At 45.2% G+C, this 24,897-nt stretch carries 27 protein-coding genes, 1 pseudogene and 1 riboswitch; of the genes and pseudogenes, 6 read left to right on the top strand and 22 right to left on the bottom strand.

Annotated elements, in window-relative coordinates; all coding sequences use genetic code 11:
• Nucleotides 1-88 precede the first annotated feature (88 nt).
• From LCY76_RS03570 to LCY76_RS03545, 6 genes are all read right to left on the bottom strand, one after another.
• Entirely contained in the window at nt 89-556 is a 468-nt protein-coding gene (locus tag LCY76_RS03570) for an Hsp20/alpha crystallin family protein (RefSeq protein ID WP_248251494.1), read from the bottom strand.
• Between the two features lie 37 nt (nt 557-593).
• Nucleotides 594-788, bottom strand: coding sequence for a spore germination protein GerPB (locus tag LCY76_RS03565; protein ID WP_248251493.1), 195 nt, complete (start codon nt 786-788; stop codon nt 594-596).
• Nucleotides 785-1,249 carry a spore germination protein GerPE gene (locus LCY76_RS03560; RefSeq protein ID WP_248251492.1) on the bottom strand — a complete coding sequence of 155 codons (465 nt, stop codon included), beginning with the start codon at nt 1,247-1,249 and terminating at the stop codon, nt 785-787. Before LCY76_RS03560 ends, LCY76_RS03565 begins: the two co-directional genes overlap by 4 nt.
• A gap of 1 nt (nt 1,250) precedes the next feature.
• Nucleotides 1,251-1,427: a spore gernimation protein GerPD gene (locus LCY76_RS03555; protein ID WP_248251491.1), complete on the bottom strand. Its 177-nt coding sequence runs from the start codon at nt 1,425-1,427 to the stop codon at nt 1,251-1,253.
• Nucleotides 1,402-2,040, bottom strand: coding sequence for a spore germination protein GerPC (gene gerPC, locus LCY76_RS03550; protein ID WP_248251490.1), 639 nt, complete (start codon nt 2,038-2,040; stop codon nt 1,402-1,404). The genes LCY76_RS03555 and gerPC overlap by 26 nt, the downstream gene beginning before the upstream one ends.
• Nucleotides 2,041-2,105: 65 nt before the next feature.
• A complete protein-coding gene (locus LCY76_RS03545) occupies nt 2,106-2,327 on the bottom strand; it encodes a spore germination protein (RefSeq protein WP_248251489.1) in 222 nt (73 codons plus the stop codon).
• A gap of 156 nt (nt 2,328-2,483) precedes the next feature.
• Here LCY76_RS03545 and LCY76_RS03540 point away from each other — a divergent pair, with 156 nt between their 5' ends.
• From LCY76_RS03540 to LCY76_RS03525, 4 genes are all read left to right on the top strand, one after another.
• Nucleotides 2,484-2,708 carry a spore germination protein gene (locus LCY76_RS03540; RefSeq protein ID WP_053355710.1) on the top strand — a complete coding sequence of 75 codons (225 nt, stop codon included), beginning with the start codon at nt 2,484-2,486 and terminating at the stop codon, nt 2,706-2,708.
• A 25-nt stretch (nt 2,709-2,733) separates the two neighbouring features.
• Nucleotides 2,734-3,195, top strand: a complete 462-nt coding sequence (locus LCY76_RS03535; protein WP_248251488.1) for an Hsp20/alpha crystallin family protein — start codon at nt 2,734-2,736, stop codon at nt 3,193-3,195.
• 384 nt (nt 3,196-3,579) lie between these two features.
• Nucleotides 3,580-3,846: a spore coat protein gene (locus LCY76_RS03530; RefSeq protein WP_248251487.1), complete on the top strand. Its 267-nt coding sequence runs from the start codon at nt 3,580-3,582 to the stop codon at nt 3,844-3,846.
• Nucleotides 3,847-4,143: 297 nt separating this feature from the next.
• Entirely contained in the window at nt 4,144-4,785 is a 642-nt protein-coding gene (locus LCY76_RS03525) for a peroxiredoxin (RefSeq protein ID WP_248251486.1), read from the top strand.
• A 382-nt stretch (nt 4,786-5,167) separates the two neighbouring features.
• Here the strand turns inward: LCY76_RS03525 and LCY76_RS03520 are convergent, their stop codons facing one another.
• The 16 genes from LCY76_RS03520 to LCY76_RS03445 all read right to left on the bottom strand — a co-directional run bounded on the left by LCY76_RS03520 (nt 5,168) and on the right by LCY76_RS03445 (nt 19,137).
• A complete protein-coding gene (locus LCY76_RS03520; RefSeq protein WP_248251485.1) occupies nt 5,168-6,850 on the bottom strand; it encodes a glycoside hydrolase family 13 protein in 1,683 nt (560 codons plus the stop codon).
• A 41-nt stretch (nt 6,851-6,891) separates the two neighbouring features.
• Entirely contained in the window at nt 6,892-7,710 is an 819-nt protein-coding gene (locus LCY76_RS03515) for a carbohydrate ABC transporter permease (protein ID WP_248251484.1), read from the bottom strand.
• A complete protein-coding gene (locus LCY76_RS03510) occupies nt 7,710-8,573 on the bottom strand; it encodes a carbohydrate ABC transporter permease (RefSeq protein ID WP_248251483.1) in 864 nt (287 codons plus the stop codon). Before LCY76_RS03510 ends, LCY76_RS03515 begins: the two co-directional genes overlap by 1 nt.
• Nucleotides 8,574-8,598: 25 nt before the next feature.
• A complete protein-coding gene (locus LCY76_RS03505) occupies nt 8,599-9,828 on the bottom strand; it encodes an ABC transporter substrate-binding protein (RefSeq protein ID WP_248251482.1) in 1,230 nt (409 codons plus the stop codon).
• Between the two features lie 79 nt (nt 9,829-9,907).
• Nucleotides 9,908-10,906, bottom strand: a complete 999-nt coding sequence (locus LCY76_RS03500) for a LacI family DNA-binding transcriptional regulator (protein ID WP_248251481.1) — start codon at nt 10,904-10,906, stop codon at nt 9,908-9,910.
• 133 nt (nt 10,907-11,039) lie between these two features.
• Nucleotides 11,040-11,309: a hypothetical protein gene (locus LCY76_RS03495; protein ID WP_248251480.1), complete on the bottom strand. Its 270-nt coding sequence runs from the start codon at nt 11,307-11,309 to the stop codon at nt 11,040-11,042.
• Nucleotides 11,309-11,629, bottom strand: a complete 321-nt coding sequence (locus tag LCY76_RS03490) for a hypothetical protein (protein WP_248251479.1) — start codon at nt 11,627-11,629, stop codon at nt 11,309-11,311. Before LCY76_RS03490 ends, LCY76_RS03495 begins: the two co-directional genes overlap by 1 nt.
• 38 nt (nt 11,630-11,667) lie before the next feature.
• Nucleotides 11,668-12,318, bottom strand: coding sequence for a phosphatase PAP2 family protein (locus tag LCY76_RS23995; protein ID WP_248251478.1), 651 nt, complete (start codon nt 12,316-12,318; stop codon nt 11,668-11,670).
• Complete coding sequence (locus LCY76_RS03480; RefSeq protein WP_248251477.1) at nt 12,315-13,367, bottom strand: phosphotransferase; 1,053 nt, start codon at nt 13,365-13,367, stop codon at nt 12,315-12,317. Before LCY76_RS03480 ends, LCY76_RS23995 begins: the two co-directional genes overlap by 4 nt.
• A gap of 127 nt (nt 13,368-13,494) precedes the next feature.
• On the bottom strand, nt 13,495-14,892 hold the full coding sequence (gene nhaC, locus LCY76_RS03475; RefSeq protein ID WP_248251476.1) for a Na+/H+ antiporter NhaC: 1,398 nt from the start codon (nt 14,890-14,892) through the stop codon (nt 13,495-13,497).
• Between the two features lie 516 nt (nt 14,893-15,408).
• Nucleotides 15,409-16,815, bottom strand: a complete 1,407-nt coding sequence (locus tag LCY76_RS03470) for an amino acid permease (protein WP_248251475.1) — start codon at nt 16,813-16,815, stop codon at nt 15,409-15,411.
• 90 nt (nt 16,816-16,905) lie between these two features.
• Complete coding sequence (locus LCY76_RS03465; protein WP_248251474.1) at nt 16,906-17,700, bottom strand: serine hydrolase; 795 nt, start codon at nt 17,698-17,700, stop codon at nt 16,906-16,908.
• Nucleotides 17,701-17,929: 229 nt separating this feature from the next.
• The gene (locus LCY76_RS03460) at nt 17,930-18,163 is read right to left on the bottom strand and encodes a spore germination protein (RefSeq protein WP_053355723.1); all 234 of its coding nucleotides are present in this window, start codon (nt 18,161-18,163) and stop codon (nt 17,930-17,932) included.
• A gap of 99 nt (nt 18,164-18,262) precedes the next feature.
• Nucleotides 18,263-18,505 (bottom strand): spore germination protein, encoded by a 243-nt coding sequence (locus LCY76_RS03455; RefSeq protein ID WP_062238646.1) that lies wholly within the window; start codon nt 18,503-18,505, stop codon nt 18,263-18,265.
• Between the two features lie 37 nt (nt 18,506-18,542).
• On the bottom strand, nt 18,543-18,785 hold the full coding sequence (locus tag LCY76_RS03450; RefSeq protein WP_053355725.1) for a spore germination protein: 243 nt from the start codon (nt 18,783-18,785) through the stop codon (nt 18,543-18,545).
• 208 nt (nt 18,786-18,993) lie between these two features.
• On the bottom strand, nt 18,994-19,137 hold the full coding sequence (locus LCY76_RS03445; protein WP_248251473.1) for a hypothetical protein: 144 nt from the start codon (nt 19,135-19,137) through the stop codon (nt 18,994-18,996).
• Nucleotides 19,138-19,250: 113 nt separating this feature from the next.
• Nucleotides 19,251-19,363, top strand: a riboswitch (SAM riboswitch).
• A 97-nt stretch (nt 19,364-19,460) separates the two neighbouring features.
• Here LCY76_RS03445 and LCY76_RS03440 point away from each other — a divergent pair.
• Together LCY76_RS03440 and metH are read left to right on the top strand one after the other, a co-directional pair.
• Nucleotides 19,461-21,307 (top strand): annotated as a pseudogene (locus LCY76_RS03440) (bifunctional homocysteine S-methyltransferase/methylenetetrahydrofolate reductase).
• The gene (metH, locus tag LCY76_RS03435; RefSeq protein WP_248251472.1) at nt 21,300-24,749 is read left to right on the top strand and encodes a methionine synthase; all 3,450 of its coding nucleotides are present in this window, start codon (nt 21,300-21,302) and stop codon (nt 24,747-24,749) included. Before LCY76_RS03440 ends, metH begins: the two are co-directional and overlap by 8 nt.
• Nucleotides 24,750-24,897 lie beyond the last annotated feature (148 nt).

The raw sequence follows: 24,897 nt of genomic DNA, 5'->3' as shown, positions 1-24,897 counted from the left end.
GGAGTTAGTTACGCATTGGACGATACACCTGTTCCTTTCTAGTTTTATCTCCATCAGTTTAGTTGAATTTTCCATAAATGTCAATCAGTCAATCATCAAATCTTCGGATGTCTACTTTTTTTGGTTTTTGACGATCGGCGGGCAGCCGATAAAGCTTAATGTACAAGAATCCTTTCTTATACGTCGCATGAATGGTGTCACTGCGGACCCGATACGGCAGTTCCACTTCTCTGCTAAAGGCTCCTGAACCGAACTCCTCCTTGGCTATTCTATATTTTCCGCCGATCAAGTTGGTTTTTCCTTTTAGATGAACGCACCTGTCATCCACATACACATCCACATCTTCCGCTTTCTCAAGGCCTGGAATGGCAGCAATGCATAAAAGCTCGTTCTCAGATTCATAAATATTAACAGCCGGAAATCCCCGCTCTTCTTGAGGCTGGGACTGCTGCTGCCTCTGTGTATCTTCCTGCTGCTGGTAAGGAGAAAAGAAATTTTGGCCAAGGTACTGATCAGCAAATTTCTTCCACTCCATCATCTGTTTCCATGAGTCCAATCGAATTCCTCCTTTCTTTGTTTATTAGTGCAGGGCTTTAGGAAGGTGCAGGGAGTTCGACAGTAGGGGCCGCAGCAAGCGGAGGGGCTTCCCCGGTGAAGCCTCCTGTATTGTACAAGTTGGAAACAGGCCGGATCATGCCCGCACTGCCGATCTGCAAGACAGATGAATTCTGAATCCCCTGTACCTTTAACTGGTAGATGGTTATCGTCTGGTTAACAAACAGATTCAAGGTGATTCCTCCCTCACTTCCACTTGGAGTTGCCGATATCTTGAAACCGGTGATAAAGTAACGAGCTCCAGGTTTTTCGGGTCAGGATTGGTTCGATAATCCCTTATATGCTTAACCCTTGACTCGAGGTCGATGTTTTGAATACCGCCAACATGAAGCATTGCGGCTGCTGATATACCCAAAATATCAATAACCCCTACTCGGATATAAGCAGGATCATTATATGATTCCATAGTGACTTCTTTCGGCGGCGTAACCCTTGGACGCGGTATAGTAAACGCCTGGTAGTTTGGAAAATTGATGATTCCGCTTAACGCCGAATCGTAAGTCGGTTCATATTTCTGAATGGCCAGTGCCTGTGAAAAGGCAGCAAACTGGTCTGTATCCCCAATATTTACGATGGATGAAAACAAAATCGAACGGATATTGATATGTTTGACTTCTGATGTCCTCGGGATCATACTAGATTCCTAATGGAACGAGAGAAGTTCCGACCACGATTGATTCCGGAGGAGTATCAAACATGGAAGCCAGCATGATATGTCCCGCGTCCCCAACCAATACGAGTGAAGAGCTGCTCACCCCAACCATTCTGAGATAATCAACAGTCAGCTCATGATTGATCACTTGAAATCTCATGATTCTCGCCTCCGATGTTATTGTTCTTTAAGCTTATGATGAAATGCTCGATTCCTTTGTAAACATCACCTTTGACTTTATTCTCAACGAGCAATATGCCCTCTTGGTTTTGCGGAGAATATTTTTGAAGGTAATGCTCCAGCCTTCCCGGAAGCTGTGTCCGTATATCATTCAAAATCAGTTCACGATAAGATTCATCCAGTTTATGTTCTTGTTCCTCTTCTATTTTGGTTATGTCTTCCGGTGCCTCAATGTTCATGTATTCTTCAAGGTTTGCCAAGATTTCTGTGTATTCCCGACTTGAACTCAGGGCGTCCGAGGGTGGTTTGCTGCCGCCAACTGCGATGGATTCTCCACCCACTGAAAAATCATCCACCATGTTTTTGCCGTCACTTTCAGAGCTCAGCCCAATGTTCAGCGTTCCGTCAAGCCTCTCAATTTTCAGCTGATCAAAAGAATATTGGATTTGTGTGGTCGGCTGGTCTTTTACTTTCTTCATATCCTTGGTCAATTCTTCAATCTGCTTTTCCAGTTCACAAACTTTATCTTGCAGGCATTGAAGCTGCCCCTGCATCTGCTGGATATAATAGTATTGATTATAGCTATCCGACATAACATCATCTCCTTACTTAGTTTTATGCCGGATCTGCTTTAAATTTGCTTTTAAAATCAACACTTCTAGTTATTTGCAATATTCGTATTATCGAACTGATCCATATCGTACGTATTCGTGAGGTTGTAGCCCGTGTTCGTCCTTATGTTCTCGCCCGTGTTAAACGACCCAGCGCCTGCAAAGGTCTTCGCATTGCTGATAGGATTGATGGCCTGAACATCCCCGATATGGACAATGGAGCTGCTCGAAACTGAGGCAATATTAATACTCCCTACGATTCCAGGCAATTCAAACCACCCCCTGCCAACAGTCTCCTCATATCATATGTCACTTTTTCCTAGGTGTTCACCCTCTTATCTGCTCACCCTTTGAAGAATTTGCACATACATTAATAAGAGCAGCATGCAATCTATACGGTACTTCTAAAAGGGAGGTTCGTTCTCTTGCCATCACTGATCGTGGGGCCTGTAACCATTTCCTCTGTGCAAGCCGATGGAGTAGTTAACTTTGGTGACACCCTTGTCATTAACCCTAAAAGCACAAGCAAAGGGTATAGCGGCTCTGGAGGCGGAAATACAGGCAATTTCCTGCAAACCGTTACATTTATCAGTTCGACCAACACATTAGATACAGATGCTGTTGATTCGAACGTTGCCGGCAACGCCTAATTTACTGAATAAGGAGGGGTAAATCATGCCTGAAAATGGCGGACCCATCATGCCATTCTTTAATGAAAAGTCATTGGGAACGTGGGTAAAATCTTTAGAACAATTCATTGATAAAAGCTTTGAGCATTACCAGACAATGGTCGACCATTTATCGTTTCCATTAGAGATTCAGGAGACCAAAAATGAGTTTATTGCCTACGCCAACCTCGAAAACTATGATCAAAGCCAAATTCAGATCGAGGTGCTGGAACGAGCACTTAAAATTATTGCATTTGCTTCTGAATCCAATCGCTTTGCCGATGATAAAAACAATATCACTCAATACAAACAGGCGAATAAACGAGTCGAGCGACTTGTCCCGCTTCCTTTTGCTGTAAAACAGGAAGACGTGCGAGCCACGTATGGGAACGGTGTCTTAAAAATACGTGTTAAAAAAAGAAAGCCTTCAGCCCACTATATTGATATTCAGCCTGAAATTGAAGGATAACCCTTGTGATTGAACCGCCATCTGAAAAGCAGAGGGAATCCGCGAGCTTGTGCTTGTGCCTCTCTGTTTTTTAGGTTTTTTTACAGTGGAAGGAGATCCGGGAGAGTTCTTTTTTTCATAAAAGAGCGGCAGGAAGACATAATTGAGCGAAAGACAGAGATAATTGAGCCAAACTGATCAGGAATTGAGCCAAACTCGAAATAAATGAGCCTAACTAAAAATTCGGGCTCCTTCACAAACCAGCCGGCTTTTATTATTCCAGGCTTACTCATCCGTACATAAAATTAATTACTTTTTACTAGGTTGTATATCTTGTACACTCTCGTCAGCCCTGCATATGCTATAACTACAGAAATAAAATATAAAATAGATTGGAACGATTTCATGCGTCAGATGAATCCTTACGGGTACGGACAGTATCCGCAGCAGTACGGCATGCAGCCTGGAATGGGCTATGGACAGCCAGGCTATCCCGGTTATCCTGGCCAAGCTTACGGCCCGGGCGGATATCCGGTAGCAGGTTATCCTGGTATGGCCCCGGGCTATGGCCAAGGTGTTTACGGAGGCTACCCTATACAGAATCCTGCATACCCTCAGCAGTACACAAAACCGCCTCAAGGCGGCGGAGGATGCGGCTGTGGAGGCAGATAAAAAAAGCAACCGGAGACCGCTCCGGTTGCTTTTTTACATCGTAGTCTGCCAAACTATTTGTCCTGATTCCATAACAGGGCTCCCGGTTTGCAGGCGCGTTTGTCCGGGAATGCGGTATTCCGATCTTGCTTAAAATTCATCATACTGATTCCCCGCTTTATTTTCGGAATGTTAGATAATCCTAATTTCACCTTTTTTCTTTCTATTTTACATACCCATGATATAAATCACTTCTCCTCCTTCCCTTCATACGATAGATAGACACAGCATACACCTATACGGAAAGGAGGGATTGGAATGAGCATGCCGTATGATGGGAATCAGCCTTATCCAAAACCATCCGTGGAACAATTCAACACGTGCAGCCCTCAGCCTTATTGCGCGGGGCTTGGCGATATCGCTCCCGTGTTTACTGCACCTTCTATTCAAGACGGCGAGATCAAGGATGTTCGCCTGGAGGATTACCGCGGCAAGTGGGTCATTTTATTCTTTTACGGCAGTGACTTCACCTTCGTCTGACCAACAGAACTAGCGGCGGTCGCCGCTTTATACGGTGAGTTCAAGAAGTTGAAAACCGAAGTGCTCGGCATCAGTACAGACAGCGTGTTTTCTCATAAAGTATTTAAAGAAGTTTCTCCTCTCGCTGGTAAAGTACAATATCCGCTCGTCAGCGACCGGAACCATCTCATCAGCCGCGCCTACAGAGTGCTGGATGTCCAAAGCGGTGCTTCCGTCCGGGCTACAATCATCGTCGGCCCCGACGGCTTTATTGCCAGCAAACTCATCTATCCTTCCGATGTCGGCCGGAATGCATACGAAATTCTGCGGCTAATTCAAGCCCTCCAATACGGTGAAAACTCCAAAACAAGCATCCCGGCAAACTGGGTTCCAGGCATGCCCGGCCTCACCATGAACACCGAAGATATTGGAAGGTTTTGACAGAAATGCTGAAGGGTCCGTTAAGACCCGACTAGCGTCTGATTAGTTAAAAAGGAAGTAATTAGTCTTTTCCGCTCTGATTTCCCTCTGTTTTTCTTGTAAAAACGCTGTTGTTTGGGAAATCGGAGCTTTTTTTTGCTAAATAGCCTGTCCAATGGTAAGGAACAGCCGCTGGATTTTCATTTACAAGCGGAAATGAAGAATTTACAAGCCGAAATGAAGAAAATACTGTCCAAAATCATAAAATACCCGCCGAAATTACAGCTTTACCCGCCAAACGGATATTATGTAAACTAAACGGTATCACCCGATCCACCTCAACTACAAAAAAAAGCTGACCCGCCAGCCGGATAAACGGCGTGCAAGAGTCAGCTCCCTACCATTACTTCAATCGGTAGACGCGGGCTTCATATGGTTTCAACTCAATGGACTGAATCTGCTCTTGATCATCGACCTCATAGTTGTTGATCAAAAGTTCATGTGCTTCATACGCCACATGCTCCGGCATCTCAAACACCGGGCGGTCTCCAGAGAAGTTCAGGATCACTACTAGCTTCTCATCACCAAGTGTTCTCGTATACGCATAGATTTGAGGATGATCCTCTAAGATGAGGTCATAGCTGCCATAAACGATAATCTCGTTTTCTTTGCGCAGCTGGATCAGCTTCTTATAGTAGTGGTAGACAGAAACAGGATCTTCTACCGCTTGCTTCGCGTTGATCTCTTTGTAGTTCGGATTCACCTTAAGCCAAGGTGTTCCTTCCGTGAAACCTGCATTTTCACTGTCATCCCATTGGATGGGCGTACGGGCATTGTCTCGTCCTTTAACATAGATGGATTCCATGACCTGGCCTGGGTCCTCACCGCCATCTATCACTTTTTCATGGTACATATTGAGTGTTTCAATGTCCTGGTACTCCTCTATCGTCTCAAATTGAACGTTGGTCATACCGATCTCTTCCCCTTGATACACATAAGGCGTTCCCTGCATCATATGAAGGAAAGTCGCAAGCATTTTTGCCGATTCTACACGGTATTCTTTGTCGTTGCCGAAACGGGAAACCATGCGCGGCTGGTCATGGTTATTCAGGTATAAACTGTTCCAGCCCTTTCCTTCGAGTCCTTTTTGCCATTTCGTAAACGTAGCTTTTAAGTCTTTCAGTTCAAGAGGCTTCAAGTCCCACTTTCCACCCGGGCCTGCATCAAGGTCCACATGCTCGAACTGGAACACCATATTCAGCTCGTCCCGCTCGTCTGCGGTATAGAGCGCTGCTTCTTCTGTATCAACGCCCGGCATCTCGCCTACGGTCATTACGTCATAATGGGAAAGCACCTCTTTGTTCATTTCCTGCATATATTCATGGATGCGCGGTCCGTTCATAAAATAGTCACCGCCCCAGGCGTATGTTTTACCGCTTGGATTATGTGCTTCAGGAAGACCTGGCACTTTAGAAATGAAGTTGATCACATCCATGCGGAAGCCATCGATCCCTTTGTCGAGCCAGAACTTCATCATGTCATATACTTCTTCACGCAGTTTTGGATTCTCCCAGTTGAGATCAGGCTGCTTCTTACTGAAAAGGTGCAGGTAGTACTCTCCTGTCGCTTCATCATACTGCCAGGCCGAGCCGCTGAAACATGATTCCCAGTTGTTCGGTTCAGCACCATCTTTGCCGGGACGCCAGATAAAGTAGTCGCGGTAAGGGTTGTCTTTTGACTTTCGGGATTCCTGGAACCACGGATGTTCGTCGGAAGAATGATTGACGACAAGATCCATGATGAGCTTGAGGCCGCGTTGATGCATTTCATCGAGCAGCCGCTCCCAATCCTCCATCGTACCAAATTCATCCATAATCTTTTTGTAATCACTGATATCATAGCCATTATCATCGTTCGGGCTTTTATAGACTGGCGACAGCCAGATTACATCGATGCCAAGATCCTTTAAATAATCCAGCTTTTCAATAATTCCGTTGATGTCTCCAATCCCGTCGCCATTTGAATCATTAAAACTTCTAGGGTAAATTTGATAGACCGTACTATCTTTCCACCATGTCTTTTTCATTAGTAGACCCACTCCATTTTATAGAATAAAACTAGCAAAACTTATTTCACAGCTCCGCGGGTCACACCGCTGATGATCCATTTTTGCGCAAAAAGGTAAACGATGATCATCGGCGAGAGCGCCATTAAATACGAGGCAAACGCCAGGTTATAGTTCGTTGTGAACTGAGATTGAAACACATACTGCACGAGCGGCAGTGTCATCGAATCCCGATTGTTTAGAATAACGAGCGGCAGCAGGAAGTCGTTCCAAGCCCATAGACAAGTCAAGATGCCGACCGTCGCATTGATGGGGGCAAGGAGAGGAAAGATAACTTTCCAAAAGACCTTCCACGTGCTTGCGCCATCCACATAGGCTGCTTCCTCAAGGGAATAGGGAATGGACCTGATATAGCCGACATAAATAAAAATGTTAAAAGCAAGTCCGTACACGATGTACAAAAAAATAAGTCCCGCCATGTTGTTCAAACCTAAGAAACTCGTTTCCTTTACAACCGGCAGCATAATGATCGGGAACGGGACGAACATCGCGCTGACAAAATAGTAGTACAGCATTTTGAAAAACTTGCGGTGCATGTTCCTTGCAATCGCATAAGCGACCATGGAATTGGTCAAAAGCGTGAAGGCGACCGTAAACACCGTAACAAGTGCACTGTTCCGGAACGCATGGAAGAAGTTGGTGAGCCTAATCGCTTCCTTAAAGTTCTGCCAATGAAAGCTCTCAGGCAGGTCGAGCAGAGACTGCCCCATTTCCTCCGGTGTTTTTAATGCCGTCACCACCGTCAGATACAGCGGAAATAAAATGAACAGTGAACAGATGATCAACAAAATGGTCAGCGGCCAATTCACTTTTCGGCTCATTACATGGTCACCTCTCTTTTCTGCAGAAACTTAATTTGAATGATGGAAACAGCAACGATGATGATGAAATATATGACAGAGTTCGCAGCCTGGTAAGCAAACTCTCCTCCCTGGAAGCCGCCTTTATAGATGAGGATTGAGATAGCTTCTGTTGCCTGGCCAGGGCCTCCCCCTGTCAGTGCGATAATATGGTCGAACACCATTAAGAAGTTTTTCATCGCAAGCACCATGTTAATGGTGAAAAAGGACGCTATGAGCGGGAAGGTGATATGGCGGAACGAATGCCATTTCCCTGCCCCATCAAGGCTCGCTGCTTCGTACAGATCAGAGGGAATCGTCTGTAAGCCTGCCAGATACAAAATAGTATTGAAAGCTACTGCCTGCCAGACGGCTACAATCACGATTCCGATCCAAGCCAGGTCGGGATTTCCGAGTATGTTTTCAGTGAGTGAATTAATGCCTGCCTTTTCCGCGATCTGAGGCACAAAGAAAGCAAAAATGTAGTTAAAAATATAACCGACAATCAAGATGCTTAAAATGTTGGGGATAAAGAAAATCCCTCTCAGTGTACTCCTGTACTTAATCCTGGCGTTCAATCCCATCGCGATCATCAGGCTGATGACGTTTACTAGAATCGTAGCGATGATTGCAAATTTAAACGTAAATCCGTAAGAAGCGAACACACGGTCATCCTGAAACAGGTTCAAGTAATTTTTCAATCCGATAAACTCATAATCTCCATAGCCTTTATAATTGGTGAAGCTGTAGATGATCCCTTGGATGACAGGGATCGTATGGAAGATAAAAAACAAACAGACCGCCGGCAGAGCCATCCAGTAAAAAGCCTTGCTGTTCTTTTTCATTAAATTCTCCTCCTTTTTACCCTTTCTATTGCCGGGCTTTTACTTTGTCCCATTCACGGTCAAGTTTTTTCAGGAATGGTTTTTCTTCCTTTTGAATCAGAAAGCCTTGCAAAAGGTTGGCGATCGGGATGCCCGCCGGGAAGAAATGTTCTGGGAACCCCGTGATCTGCTGTTTCTTAAAATAAGGATTCAAGTTGGCAAGCGCAGGATCGTCCTGGTATACACCTTTGACAGCTGAAAAACTGTTCTGCTCTTTCATATACATTTTTGTGTTCTCCGGTTTAAGCAGAAAGTTAATAAACATGAGTGATTCTTTTTTATGCGGATTATCTTTGGACATGGTCAATACGGTGTCTACTCCGGAAACCAATTTGTTCTTTGCAGGATCGTTGGTCGCAGGCAGCGGGAACGTTCCGATGTCAATATTCTTGTTGAGTGATTTAATGGATGAAATGGCCCAGTTTCCCTGCAGGTACATAAACGACTCCCCGTTGGCGAATGCCTTGTTCCCTGAGTTGTAGTCCCTGCCGAAATTATCTTTGTGGCCATATTTCAGGAGAGTGAGCATCTTTTCTGACGCTTCACCGTACCGTTTCTGAAACGTTGTCCGATCAGCATCCCTTTCTTTGAAGAAGTTCTCCCCCTGCGTGTTGGCTATTAGTGAATTGAACGGCACCATCGCCGTCCATGCATCCTTCAAAGTAAGATAAAAGGGAACCTGTCCCTCCTTTTTAATCTTTTGCGCCGTGCTGATCAGCTCGTCCCATGTTTGCGGCACCTGAAGCCCAAGTTTCCTGAACTTGGCTTTGTTGTACAGCACCATATTGGCATTGGTCGCGAATGGAATTCCATTCACTTCATTTTTTTTGCCAGCCAGCTGATTCAATGCCTGAACATAGTTTGGAATAACCTTGTCCACGGCCGGGTCTTTCGTGAAGTCATAAAACACATCTGCTTCAGCAATATCCCCGTATGTCGCATTTCCGCCGATCCCAAGAATATCAGGAACGTCTTCTTTTACCAGCCTTGTTCTCAAAACGGTTTCAGAGTCTGGGACGTTATTCTGTTCAATATCAATATTGGGATGTTCTTTTTCAAACTTGGAGATCAGCTTATCAAAAGTACCCACAGCTTCCGATTTGTTTTGAAAAAATTCAAGATGAATTTTTTCATCGTCTGATTCTTTGCCGGAGCAGCCTGAAAGGAGCGAGACTGAAAGAGAAAAAGCACTCACCATCACCATCATTTTCTTCATCTAATTTCACCTCATTTTTTAAGTAAACGTTTACGTAAAACCTTTAAAATAAAGAGCAAACCTTCGTTTACTCTGTTGTTTATTTACGAATGGATTTTACCGTTTCTCTTTCTGCTATTTTATGGGGCATGATCATGCTTTCCGTTTTGCCCTCTTCCAATTCCAGAAGCATGCGTACAGAGTTTTTCCCCATTTCATAGAGCGGCTGTCCTACTGTAGTCAAAGGCGGGATGGCCATTTCTGCCACTTTCGTATTATCATAGCCGATCAGAGAGATCTCATCTGGGACACGGATGGACATGCGGTATAAATAAGATAAAGCACCTGCAGCCATCTCATCACTTGAACAAAAAATAGCGGTGAGATCCTTGTTCTGTTCCAGAAGTTCTTCAGCAGCTGCAATGCCGCTGTCAAAACCAAAGTCACCATAGACGACCTTCTTTGTTTCAAATACAATGTTCTGTTCTTTTAGTGCCTTTTTGTAGCCTTCAATCCTCGGTAAGGTGGCAATCGTATCTCCTTTTGTTCCGGCGATCATCCCTATGGAACGGTGTCCCCTGTCGAGAAGATAGGTCACGCCATCAAAAACGGCCTTCTCATCATCCACTTTAATGAACGGAATGTCGTATGGAGACTTGGTCGATACGAGCACGATTGGAAGTTTCATAGCTGTAATGGCGTTATAGTACTCATCCTTAAAAAATTCACTGATAAAAATGATACCGTCCACCTGTTTTTCCCGCAGTGCCTGTAAATATTTCATTGTTCGAATTCCGTCTTTATCCGTATTGCAGACCATTACGCTGTAATCAAGATCATGAGCCATATCTTCTATGCCGCTTAACACGACGGAAGCGAAGGTGTCCGAAACAGCCGGCAGCAGCACACCCAGCGTCTTTGTCTTTTTATTGATTAAACCTCTTGCGATCGCATTGGGCTGATACCCCATTTCCGCGATAACCCGAAGCACCTTTTCCTTTGTTTTCTCTGAGTAGCCTGGAAGATTGTTCAGGATTCTGGAAACCGTAGCAACCGAGACGTTAGCCTTTTTTGCCACATCTTTAATCGTATAAGACATTTACAACCTTCTTTCTACGTAAACGTTTTCGTAAACTTATTACAATTACTATACCACCGCATGAAAGCACTTTCAATGCTGAAAACGGAAAAAGAAAATCTCCTTGTAAAAAGCCAAAAAAAAAATAGCCCTTTTACAGAGCGCTTTTTCCGAGTACCCGCCATATCCTGCATCCTTCCCGATATATAGAGCATGCTTCAGACTCTATTTCTTTCATTTTAAGGGCTGTTTTCAGTTCCTGAAGTCTATAGAGTCCGCTGATAAAGGAGCTAATCCGGTTTTCATAGACCTTTATCATCTCTTTGTTTCGAAATAAACGGCACCCTTCTGCAGCCATCGTGGCATCCCTTTTTAGTTGAACACACCAGATCAGCAGGGCAGATATATAATCGTCGTACGTCATCATTCTTTCTGTTGATCCGGATCAGGCAGGTTTTGAATCGGGGCATAGGTCTTTTCATAGGATGTTTTTGTTTTCCATTTTTCTTTTACCTCAATATTGGGAGGCAGCATATATTCTGCTGTTTCTTTTTGTTCGCCAAACATGAGCTGATAATAATATTTACACATCTCTGCATGATATTTATAGTGCTGGTAGTAGTATTCCATTTTATTCTGAGGGTCATAACCATGGCTCATTTTCTGCTGATGGCTCCTTTCCATGAGATTAAACCGTTTAATTCCTGTTTTTCCTTGCAGTTCTCCTTTGTATTGTATGTCCAATCAGGCGCTGTTTGCTTATGCCAACGCCTACTAAGCCATTATTCTTTTATGTGCAGATACCAGGCGCAGCATAAACAGAGCCAGGCCGCTCCGGCTAACAGACCGCCGAAAATATCTGTCGGATAGTGGACTCCAAGATAAATCATACTGAGTCCAACCAGCAGTACCAGTCCAATTGTTAACGAAAGCAGCTTTTTTGCCAAATGAGCGCCTTCCTCCTGGAATTTTCTCCACAATAAAAAGCTGATGCTTCCGTAAAGAGCAAGGGCCAGCATTGTGTGTCTGCTCGGATAGCCGAACCCATTTTCTGTAATAAGAACATGAACAGAAGGCCGGGGCCGGTGAAAATAGGTTTTTAGCCATCCGTTCAAAATTAAAGCCCCTGCCGCTGTTGAAAAGAGAAACAAGCATTCATTGAACTTTTTAAACAACATAAGATACAGCCCCATGACAGTAATCATTGGGAAGATGACCTTCCTATACCCCAGCTGCTGAATAAATAAAAAGAATGACGTCCATTTGGGTGTCCGTAACGATAAGACAGCAGCCATCGTCCACCGGTCGAACTCTTTTAACAGATGTGTATGAATAAAGACGGAAAAAACAAGAAAGGCCCCGCAAAAAACCAGCGCGAAAAGAAGAAAATAAAAAGGCTTCGAGCAGCCTCTTGCAATAGCTTGCCTTCTCACCCCATCCTCCCCTTTACCATTTCATAAAACAAATGAAATGATGACTCAAGAGTTTCTGGATGAAACTGTGTAAACAGACTTTCCTTTGGCTGATCGTGAACAAGGATGCCCAGAAGTTTAAAATAAGTTGATTCTGAAGGTGTTTGGCTCCCGAAATGGCGATAGCACCAGCTTTCAACTCTCCTCGGAAAAGCAAGAAAGGAGAATAAAAACTTCCATTCATTAAACGAGAGAGACTGGACGGAATGTTCCTGATATCCTTTAATAAACCGGTGGATCACTGCAGGCTTCCAATTGTAGGACGGTGCATAATAATGGATGAACGATGCCAGATCATATGGCCGTTCAGCAAAAACCAAAGATTCCACATCAATGAAATAAATCTTTTGATCCCCATCCAGCAGGATGTTCCTTTGATGAAGACTGCCGTGGCATAGCGCTCCTTTCACTTCTCCATGCTCTTCTTCAAGGCGGTGGATATAAGAATAGGCCAGCCTGCATCTGGTTTCAAGCACATCCAGCATCCACGGCTCGAAGGTCCATTCCGGGACAGGCTTATATTCTGTTTTCCATTTTTGAATATCCTGATAAACACCATTCAGTTTATGGACCCGGCTGCCATACTCCATCCGGGAGCTGTCCGACGGGGGTACGGCCCCTTCAGCTGCATGGTGAAAATGAGCGAGTGCTGCCCCTATCCTCTCACACAATGAAAGGTCAGCAAACAGGATATCCTTTCCCTTCGCCCACTCTTCCATATAGTACAGTTCATTCTCATGTTCAAAATATACCTGTCCATTATGACAAGGCAGGACGCTCGGAATAAAAGAAAAATGGTTTTGTTTCATCCACTCTATACAATGGGCGACAAATGGCAGATCATTGAGTTCATTGGCATTCTTAAAACCAAAGATCCCTTGATCTGTATGCACCTTTGGAATGGCGAGTACGCGCTCAATGGACTGAACCGTCAATCCATAGTGAGTGTAGATCAGGGATGACAGCACAGCATCAGATAAAAAGACTTTCTGACCCCGAACCTGTTTCATCACTCCCGCCTCCCTTCTTCCTAAAGATCTGCTTATTTTACATCTATCGTTTCATCATATGAACAAAAGGAAGCCTGCATTCACCCAAATAAAAAAAGCATCAGGAGGATATCCTGATGCAACATTTTTATGAAGCTTTAGATAGTGTTTTTGCATCATCTTTTTTCTTGGCTAATCCAATTCCTGTGTACCCGTAAAACAGAGTAAACAGCGGTGACAAGTACAGTAAAAAGGCGAACGGGATGTAATCAAGAGCAGATACTCCGAGGGTAGCTGCGAAAAAGGCACCGCTCACACTCCACGGAACGAGAGGATTGATCAGTGTACCCGCATCCTCCATCGTTCTTGTAAGATTTATTAACGGGACCCCGTTTTTTTCAAAGTGCTTTTTAAAGGCCTGCCCCGGCAGAATGATAGAAAGATACATTTCCCCTGTCAAAAGGTTCACTCCCAGCCCTGACGCAGCCGTTGCTGCAATCAGATGGCCTGTTTTCTTAAGCGAGTTTTCAAATGAACGAATCATGATATCGATAATTCCTAGTTCCTGAAGAAGACCGCCTAGTGACAGGGCGATGATAATCAGTGAAACCGACCACATCATCGGGATAAGACCGCCCTTGTTCACAATCGCATCAACCGCATCGCTTCCTGTCTTCATATTCAATCCATTTTCCAGCGCATTGATCATATGAGCGATCGGAAAGTCCGGATTGAGGATGAGGGTCGTGAGGGCAGCCGTCACCACTCCTGTAAGCAGCGTTGGAATGATCGGCATCTTTCGGAAAGCCATCACCATTACGATTAACGGTGAAATAAGCGTGAACGGTGTAATGGTAAAGTGTTCACCCAACGTCTTTTTCATTTCAGCCAACTGTGCAATTGACGTTCCTGACGGCTGATGGCCGGCAAAGAAAAAGATGACTGCCGTAATGATTAGAGCAGGTACAGTGGTCCACATCATATGGCGAATGTGTTCAAATAAATTGACACCTACCGTACCCGAAGCCAGATTAGTGGAATCAGACAGCGGTGACATCTTATCTCCAAAACACGCACCACACACGATTGCTCCGGCGGCTAAGCCAGGATTCACGTTCAGCACATGCGCGATTCCCATGAGAGCTACTCCTACCGTACTAGCGGTCGTAAAACTGCTGCCCGTAAACGTTGATACCAATATGGTAATAAACAAAGCACTCAGCGCGAACCATTCGGGCTGAATGATATTCATGCCGTAAAATAAAAGCGTTGGAACGGCTCCGCTCATCATCCAGCTTGCGATAACAAAGCTGATCATAATCAACAGCAGCAGGGGCTGTATACCGCTTACTACTCCTGAGATGAGCCCCTTCTCAATCGTTTTCCAATCTGCTCCCCAGAACACGGCAAAAATACCGGTAAGTATAACACAGAAAAACAACGGTATATGGGGTTCTACCTTAAGAACAACAAGGCTTGTAAACATTGTTGCTACAATTAATAAAAATAACAGGATGACTCCTGAAGGTTTGATTTTACTGTTCATGCTTGACCTCTCCCTGATGCAATACTATTTTGTTTCACTTATATACTTAAACGCTTTTATGCGTTGAAGCATTGTTGTACAATATCCAATAGTAATGGACTTTCTTTATTCTGTCAACCGAAAAACAATAATTGGAAAATGAAAACAAAAGGCTGTTTTCGTAACCTTTGGTGCTCTTGGGAGTGGTTGATTTCCGTTTCAGGCTGCTCGCTTTTACCGGCGTAAACGCCTACTTTCGCGGGGCGTGCGGTGAGCTTTACCGGCGCCAGCGCCTACTTTCTCGGCGCAGGCGCCTGCGGGTCTCACCTGTCCAGCTGCTCCCGCAGGACAAGGAAGGCTTCGGCAGCGTTTATATCGCACGAAGAAAATGTGAAATTCATTTTCGAGGAGTCTCGCACCTTGCACTCCAATCAATTGATCAATGAAGTTTCTATACATAAATGTCCCCAAAGCAACAATCTTTTAGAAAAGAGCCAAACAAAAAAAACAGCATCCCTGTGGAGATGCTGTTTTTCATTATATAGCTTTACGCTGCAGAGCGGCTGTTTTTTCTCTTTTCTTAATGACCAAGTAATAGTACAGGTAACAGCCAATAAAGAAAGGGACACCTAAATAAAGAGCGAGACGCTGTGCAGGATCAAAGGCCATACTGATCAAAACACCAAGGTTCAGCGTAGTGGCGAAAAGCGGAAGGATCGGAAACAATGGGACTTTAAACTTCAAATCCTCTACCTTTCCTCCATCACGGATGAACTTTCTTCTAAAGGCGAACTGTGAAGCGGTAATGGCAATCCAGCCCACTTGCGCACCCAAACCTGCCAATGACAGAAGCCATTCGAACACCGTTTTTTCCGCTTTAAATGCAGACAATAAGGAAAGCAAGGCAACGCCAATTGTGATATACAGCGCGTTCATCGGAATACCGCGTTTGTTTACTCTTCCCAGAGCTGGACTGGCCATTCCTTCTTTTGAAAGCGAGTAGAGCATACGAGTTGCCGCATACAAACCTGAGTTGGCAACAGACAACAGCGCGGTTAAGATAACGAAGTTCATAATATCCGCAGCATACGGTATTCCGATGCTGTCAAAGACGACGACAAACGGGCTTTCCACTTTTCCTGCTTTAGCCATTGGCATTAATGCGGCAAGCACACCAATCGCAAGAACAAAAAAGAAAAGTGTTCTCCAAACCGTTTGACGAATGGAACGTGGAATGGTTTTTTCAGGATTTTCACTTTCTCCAGATGCTATTCCAATCAGCTCGGTTCCCTGGAAAGAGAAGTTAACAGCAATCATGGTGACAAACAGAGCACTGAATCCATTCGGAAACCATCCCGCTGAAACAAAATTTGTGAAACCTGGAGACGAGCTGGCGCCTTTCATATCGATCAGGCCAAAAATCGCCGCACCGCCAAGGATAATAAATAAAATAATGGCAAGAACCTTTATGCTCGCAAACCAAAATTCTGTTTCTCCGAAAGCCTTCGCAGATAGTGCGTTCAAAGCAAATAATACACCCGCAAAAATTAAGCTCCACATCCAAAGTTCTGAATGAGGAAACCATCTCTGCATCAAAGCAGAAGCTGAGAAAAATTCAAGAGCTACGGTAACCGCCCATCCTAGCCAGTAGAGCCATCCGACGGCAAAACCTGTTCCAGGCCCTATAAATTTAGTCGTATATGTTTGGAAAGAACCGGATACAGGCATAGCAACTGAAAGCTCACCAAGACAGAGCATCGTCAAATACATGATAAATCCGCCAACGAGATAAGAAATCACCGCGCCTGCCGGGCCGGCATCATGAATGGTCATCCCCGAACCGAGAAAGAATCCGGTTCCGATTACACCACCCAGGGAGATCATAAATAAATGCCGTGCTTTCATGCCTCGCTTGAGCCCTTGATCATTTTGATTCGTAATCATCTGTTCACCTCTGTCGTTGTTATGTATGCGTTTTCATTAAGTATTCATAATTTTATCATTTTTTGTCGAAGAAGCCAAAAACAATTTTTTCTAATTTTTTTGATAACTTAGCATATAGTCATTCAGTACTTTCCCAATTAGCGCCAGGGCTTGTCTTCCTTCTTCTTCACTCGGTAAACTTTTCGTTAGAACCACTGCAAACAGCTTTTCTCTCTTAAATGTGAAAATGCCTGCGTCGTGCTCTACTCCCTCCAATTCTCCAGTTTTATTCGCGATGGTTATCTTTTCTTCATCCATATAGGCGGGAAGCTTATAGCGAAACTGCTGATTTTGAAGAATGTTCATGATCGCTTGTTTGCTCTTGGCCTTTAACCTGCCTCCCCTGTCAATCTCCTTCAGCTGAAGAATAACATCTCTTGCTGAAGTATAGTTGTTCTTTCCTTCCTTAACAGCTTCGAAATCCATCAGCTTGCGCTGGAGCAATGTCTGGCTGCAGCCCAATTCAGCCAGCAGAGCATTAATTCTCACCATGCCTGTTTTTTCAATCATAATGTTGGCTGCCATGTTATCAGAAACAGTGATCATTAACGTGAGTATATCTGCTACAGTAACAGCTGATTCATCAGAAAAAAGCTGGAGAACCCCGGCACCGCCAACCCTTACCTCCTGTTTTAATGAAATACGGGAAGCGAGATCGATTTGACCTGCTTCTGTCTGCCGAAAGGCTTCAATTAAAATTGGTATCTTGATAAGGCTTGCGGCTGGGAATACCTCATCTGCCTGATACTCAATGTGGCCATCCTCCGTTTCAATCCAGTAAGCATAATCTCCATTTTGGCCGCTAATAATGTCATTTACCCTGTTATTCAGTTCATTTAACTTCATTCCGTGCTCCTTTCTAGTAAGTGCATTGCATTTTATCTGTATTTTGCAGTGATCGGATCGTATTTCTTTGAGATTGGATCGTATTTTCACGAAATCGGCGCGTATTCTTTCAGATCCGATGGCAACTCCTTTAAGATTATTCTCCACCACTACCACCAGGCTTCTTTTTTAGGGAAAAGAAATCCTTCTCGGCCAAAGAAAAAGAGCGCTCCCATTAAGCGCTCCTTCATTATTTCTGCTGATCGTCCTGTCCTTCGCTTTGACCCATATCATTTTCGTCGTTGTCTTCGTTGAAGTTGATCATATACGCACAGGCATCTGAGCAGTCACCGAACGCCACAACCGCCCCTACCGATTTGGTATTGGCTGTATGGCTGTTCTGGACGGTACTTCCAATATCGATGTTTCCATTTTGAGTCACACCATTTGTGATGATTTTTCCTATTCTGAAAGAAAAACGCAAATCTGTTCCATCCTTTTCGCTCTTTACCTACAGTGTATGGCTTGAACAAAAAGCTGATTGGACAGACTCCCTCTTTCGGTAAAAACAGGCGGGTGAACGTTAAGGCTGGTTAGTGACTGGAGCGGACGGGTTCGCTACCTGGCCTTGGTCGCTGATATCCGGATCGATGTTGCTGTTCACCATAAATCCAGTTGACGGAGAAAAGTCTCCAAGAGAGATCGTAGAACCAACTGACTTTGTATTGGCTGTATGGCTGTTATGGACGGTCGGGCCGATATCTATGTTACCGTTCATGGTCACACCATTCGTTTTGATATTAAAAATATTAAACAAATATGGCATGAGGTGACCCCCCTTCTTCTTTTATTGCTCCATTTCATTAAGGCTGGTTTGCAACCGAAGTATCTGCATTTCCGTATTCATTTTGATCATTAACATCCGGATCAAAGACCATGTTTTTCATCATGGCTTCTGCTGGTGAATGATCTCCAACAGAACTATTGTCGCCTGTAGATTTTGTATTTGCTGTATGGCTATTATGAAAGGTTGATCCCAGATTCAATGAACTGTTGCTCGCCAGACTATTTATCTTCAGATAGTAAATATTAACCATGCACCCCATTGCTATCTCCACCTTTAAAAGTGTTAGTGTAGTGTATGATAAATGTCCCTTAAAGGTGAAAAACGGGAATCAGGCTATTGCGGCTGCTCCTTTCCACTTTTCCACCATGTCTCCCCGAGCAACAGTACCTTAAGCCTGCACCCGCCCATCTGAATGAGAAAAGCAGAATGGCCGATCCATGTGATGGAATGATGCTGCCGGTTTTCTTTTAATCTGCTGATCCTTTTTCTGGCCTTGCGGAATCTGCTGAGCTAAATATTTTTGTTGCCGCGCTTTCTCTTCTCCACTGCAGCAATTCTTTAAATGTATGTGTGTTTTGTATCCCGTCAAGGTTGGTATACTTATTCTTCATAATCGGAGTCCCCCTGTGATAAAAAGCTCAACCATTTTTTCATTTGAAAAAGCTATTGAAATCTTCCAACAATTATTGTAAGGTATAGAGAATTAATTTTATAGCGATTTGGTTTCTTATCCAGAGAGGTTAAGGGAATGGCCCGTTGACACCTCAGCAACCTTCAGCTTTGCAGCTGAAAAGGTGCTAAGTCCAACAAGTTCGAATTGAACTTGGAAGATAAGAAGAATGACCTCGAACTTTCAAAGTCTTCTTCTTTAAGAAGGCTTTTTTTTATTTTATTGGGCCGCTGGAAGATACCGAACTAACAGGAGGACCGCATAATGGGATTATTGAAAGATCTTGAAGACAAAATCTTGATTGCCGATGGGGCAATGGGAACACTTCTCTACTCGTATGGAACGGATTGCTGTTTTGAGCAGCTGAATCTGACGCACCCTGATCAGATTCAGTCCATCCACCAGGCTTACATACAGGCCGGTGCAGATGTCATTCAGACCAATACGTACAGCGCCAACTATATTAAACTGCAAAGATATGGATTGGAGGAGCAAGTCAAAGAGCTGAATAGTGCGGCTGTAAGACTTGCAAAAAAGCAGCTGCCAATGAAACGTATGTACTGGGAACCATCGGAGGAATCCGTGGAACGGGCCCAAGCTCACTTACGATTGAAGAAATAAAGAGAAGTTTTAGGGAACAGCTCTACTGTCTTCTGTTGGAAGGAGTGGATGGCCTTCTTCTTGAGACCTTTTACGATTTGGAAGAATTGGAAACCGTTCTTGAAATTGCACGCAGCGAGACCCGCATTCCGATCATCTCGCAGATTTCTTTGCAGGAAGTCGGTATTCTAAATGACAGAACACCCATCAATACAGCGATTAGACGCCTAGAAGATTTAGGAGCGGATGTCGTAGGGCTGAATTGCCGTCTTGGGCCCTTTCATATGATCAAGACACTTGAGGAAGTAGAAATTCCAAAGCATGCCTATCTTTCCGCTTATCCGAATGCAAGTCTTCCTTCCTATGTGGATGGAAAATTTCAGTATGAAGGTGATGCGGAGTATTTCAAGAACAGTGCTTCACTTTTCAGAAACCAAGGCATCCGCCTTCTCGGAGGCTGCTGCGGAACAACTCCTGCTCATATTGAAGCTTTCGCTGAAGAGCTTCATGGACTGAAGCCTGTTACCGAAAAGGAAGTCAGACAGCGCCCAGAGCCTATTGCCGTTGTTGAAACGAGGCAGAAACCTGAGATTTCCCTGCCTGATATTCTAAAAGAAAGGCGATCGGTCATTGTTGAGCTGGATCCTCCCCGCAAGCTTGATACATCCCGTTTTTTTGAAGGAGCAAAGGCATTGAAAGAAGCCGGAGCAGATGCCATTACGCTTGCAGACAACTCGTTGGCATCACCAAGAATCTGCAATACCTCCCTATCTTCTTTGGCTAAAGCACAGACAGGAGTCCAGCCGATCGTTCATCTCGCTTGCCGAGACCGGAATATTATCGGTCTGCAGTCTCATCTCATGGGACTGCATACACTCGGACTTCACGATATTTTGGCAATTACTGGGGATCCGGCAAAGGTAGGCGATTTTCCGGGAGCTTCAAGCGTCTATGATGTTACCTCCATAGAACTGATTAAAATGATCAAACAGTTTAACGAAGGGGTTTCACTTTCCGGAAAAGACTTGGGACAAAAAACACAATTTACCGTCGGTGCCGCCTTTAATCCAAATGTGAAGTCACTGGAAAGAGCAGTTCAGAGGGCAGAGAAAAAAATAGAAAGCGGCGCGGACTACTTTATCAGCCAGCCGGTGTACTCTGAAGAGAAACTGCTGGAGTTCCACGAAGCTGTAAAAGATCTGCCGGTTCCTTTCTACGTTGGGATTATGCCTCTCACCTCAAGCCGCAACGCTGACTTTCTTCATTATGAGGTGCCGGGGATCAAACTGACAGACGATGTGCGCGGCCGTATGGCGAAGTTTAAAGACGACCCAGTTTCTGGAGCAAGGGAAGGCCTTGCCATCTCAAAATCTCTGATAGATGCCGCTTCTGAACTGTTTAATGGCATCTATTTGATCACCCCATTCATGCGATATGAATTGACGGCTGAACTGACGGAGTATGCCTACGAAATTGACCGCAAAAAAACAAGGAGGATTCAGAATGTCTAATCAAACCCTTGAACAACAGCTTAAGAATAAAATACTGATCATGGACGGGGCAATGGGCACCATCCTCCAGCAAGCCAATCTGACTGCCGAAGACTTTGGCGGCGAAGACCTGGATGGCTGCAATGAAAACCTGAACTTTACCCGTCCTGATGTAATTCTGGATGTCCATTTGCAATATTTAGAGGCAGGTGCTGATATCGTTGAAACCAATACGTTCGGGGCCACTGATATTGTGCTCGACGAATACGGCCTCGGCTATAAAGCATATGAAACGAACAAAATAGCAGCAGAGATCGCGCGGGAAGCGGCCGATAAGGTCTCCACCCCTAATTGGCCCCGCTTCGTTGCCGGATCAATGGGACCAACAACAAAAACGTTGAGCGTTACAGGAGGCGCAACATTTGAAGGGCTGACCTCTTCCTATGAAGAACAGGTAAAAGGCCTTCTGGACGGCGGGGTTGATTTGCTTCTCCTCGAGACCAGCCAGGATATGCTCAATGTTAAAGCAGGTTTTATCGGCATTAAACGGGCGTTTAAATCAGCCGGAAAGGAAGTCCCGCTCATGGTGTCAGGCACGATTGAGCCGATGGGTACGACACTGGCCGGCCAATCGATTGAAGCCTTTTACATCTCGCTTGAGCACATGAAACCTTTGGCTGTAGGGCTCAACTGTGCAACGGGGCCGGAATTTATGACCGACCATATCCGCTCCTTATCCGCACTGTCTCTTTCAGCGGTAAGCTGTTATCCGAATGCCGGCCTTCCGGATGAAGACGGGAACTATCATGAAACACCAGAAACTCTCGCAAAGAAAATCAGCGCCTTTGCCGCAGAAGGCTGGCTCAACATCGCCGGCGGCTGCTGCGGCACGACACCAGACCATATAAGGGCCATCGCAGAAGCGCTAAAACCGCTGAAGCCGCGTACTGTCCCTGAAAGCCATTCCCATGCCGTGTCAGGGATTGAGCCGCTGATCTATGATGATCCATCCATGCGCCCTTTGATGGTCGGCGAACGTACCAATGTTATCGGTTCACGAAAATTTAAGCGGCTGATCGCCGAAGGCAAGTTTGAAGAAGCGGCAGAGATCGCCCGCGCGCAAGTAAAGAAAGGTGCGCATGTCATAGATATCTGCCTTGCGGATCCTGATCGTGAAGAGCTTCAGGATATGGAGAATTTTATTAAGGAAGCTGTAAAAAAAGTGAAAGTGCCTCTTGTTATTGATTCAACGGACGACGAGGTGCTGGAGATAGCCCTGAAATACTCGCAGGGAAAAGCCATTATCAACTCTATTAACCTAGAGGACGGCGAGGAGCGGTTTGGGAAAGTTGCCCCTATCATCTCCCGTTACGGAGCAGCCGTTGTTGTCGGTACGATCGATGAAAAAGGCATGGGGGTCACAACAGGCCGAAAGCTCGAGATCGCTAAACGATCCTACGATCTGCTAGTGAACAAATACGGAATCTCTCCGAGCGATATTATTTTTGATCCTCTCGTCTTCCCTGTCGGAACAGGAGATGAACAATACATCGGTTCTGCCAATGCGACAGTGGAAAGTTTGAGAAAGCTGAAAGAAACACTTCCTGAATGCCAGACGATCCTTGGCATCAGTAACGTATCGTTCGGTCTCCCGCCGGTCGGCCGGGAAATCTTAAACGCGGTATATCTTTATGCCTGTACACAGGCTGGGCTCGACTACGCGATCGTCAACACTGAAAAGCTGGAACGCTATGCTTCTATCCCAGAAAAGGAAGTAGAGATGGCAAAAGCCTTGCTGTTTGAGACGAACGACGAGAACCTGGCATCCTTTACAGAGTTCTACCGAGGGAAGAAAAAGGAGGCAAAAACTCCTGTCTTGGAACTGCCTCTTGCTGAGCGCCTCGCCTTTTACGTGGTCGAAGGAACGAAAGAAGGACTCATTCCGGATCTTGACCTTGCTCTGGCACAGTATGATGCGCCTTTGGAAATTATAAATGGACCTCTTATGTCCGGGATGGAAGAAGTCGGCCGGCTCTTTAACGATAACCAGCTCATCGTAGCTGAAGTCCTGCAGAGCGCTGAAGTGATGAAGGCTGCCGTCGCCCACCTTGAGCCCCATATGGAGAGCAGCGGTGCGGTCAGCACGAAAGGTAAGGTCGTTTTGGCCACGGTTAAAGGCGACGTCCATGATATCGGCAAAAACCTTGTAGATATTATCCTTGGCAATAATGGATTTGAAGTGGTGGATCTCGGAATTAAAGTTACGCCGCAAGAACTGATTCAGGCCATTCAGAGGGAGAAGCCCGATGTGGTCGGCCTTTCAGGATTGCTTGTAAAATCAGCTCAGCAAATGGTGCTTACTGCTTCCGACCTGAGAGAGTCGGGTATTTCCGTCCCGATTCTTGTAGGAGGCGCCGCCTTGACCCGCAAGTTTACAGAAAACCGGATTGCTCAGGAATATCAGGGGACTGTGCTTTACGCCAAGGATGCGATGGACGGATTGAGCCTTGCAAACAAGCTTCAAAAAGGAGAAGTTTTTCAAAAGCCTGTGGCGAAAGCACCTGCCGCACCTGCTTCAGAAGCCACGCCGTCCGGAGGAGGTACCGGCACCGCTGTTGCTGAGGCCGTCAAAGTCCGGCCTTCCGTTAATCAGAGTTTAAAAGTATTTGTTCCAAAAGATACGGAACGCCATGTGTTTAAGTCTTTCCCGCTCTCTTCTGTAGTTCCGTACATTAATCTGCAGATGCTGCTCGGACACCATTTAGGAGTGAAAGGAAAGGTTTCACGGCTGCTCGCCGAGAAAGATGAACGAGCACTGGAAATAAAAGGAATAGTTGATGAACTGCTTCGGGAGAGCCAGGAGAAAAAACTGATCGATCCAGCAGCACTGTATCAGTTTTTCCCTTCACAGTCGGATGGGCAGAAACTTTATATTTATGATCCAAACGATACATCCCGTATCATTGAGACGTTTGAGTTTCCACGCCAGACAAGAGAACCGAACCTCTGCTTGGCAGACTACGCCAAGCCCGTCGACAGCGGCGAAATGGATTATGTCGGGTTCTTTGCGGTAACAGCTGGAAGCGGCATCCGCGAACGAGCACAGCAGCTTAAAGCCGAAGGCCGTTTTCTGGAAAGCTTTGCGCTTCAATCGCTTGCTCTTGAAACTGCGGAAGGATTGGCTGAACTTATTCACCGCCAGATGAGGGATAAATGGGGGTTCCCTGACCCTGTTACCCTTTCCATGCAGGATCGTTTTTCTGCGAGATACCAAGGCCAGCGCTTCTCGTTCGGTTATCCAGCCTGCCCGGATCTTGAAGATCAATCAAAGCTGTTCAAACTTCTTCAGCCTGAAGAAATCGGCATTCAGCTGACAGAAGGATTCATGATGGAGCCCGAAGCCTCCGTCACAGCTCTAGTTTTCTCCCACCCTGAAGCCCGCTATTTCAATGTGCTGGTTTAAATAGCTTACGGGCGCGTTCGGAAGAATTACGGGCGGATTCGGGGAAAATACGGGCGCGTTTCAGGATTTTACTGGCGCGTCCGCGAAATTTACTGGCGTATATCGTCATTTTACGGGCGGCCGGCCACTTCGACTCATTCCAAAATAA

The sequence above is a fragment of the Fictibacillus marinisediminis genome (assembly GCF_023149135.1).
GTDB classification, from domain to species: Bacteria; Bacillota; Bacilli; order Bacillales; family Fictibacillaceae; genus Fictibacillus_C; species Fictibacillus_C marinisediminis.
Note: the sequence above shows the minus strand (reverse complement) of the source record. Positions and strands in the feature narration are given on the sequence as shown.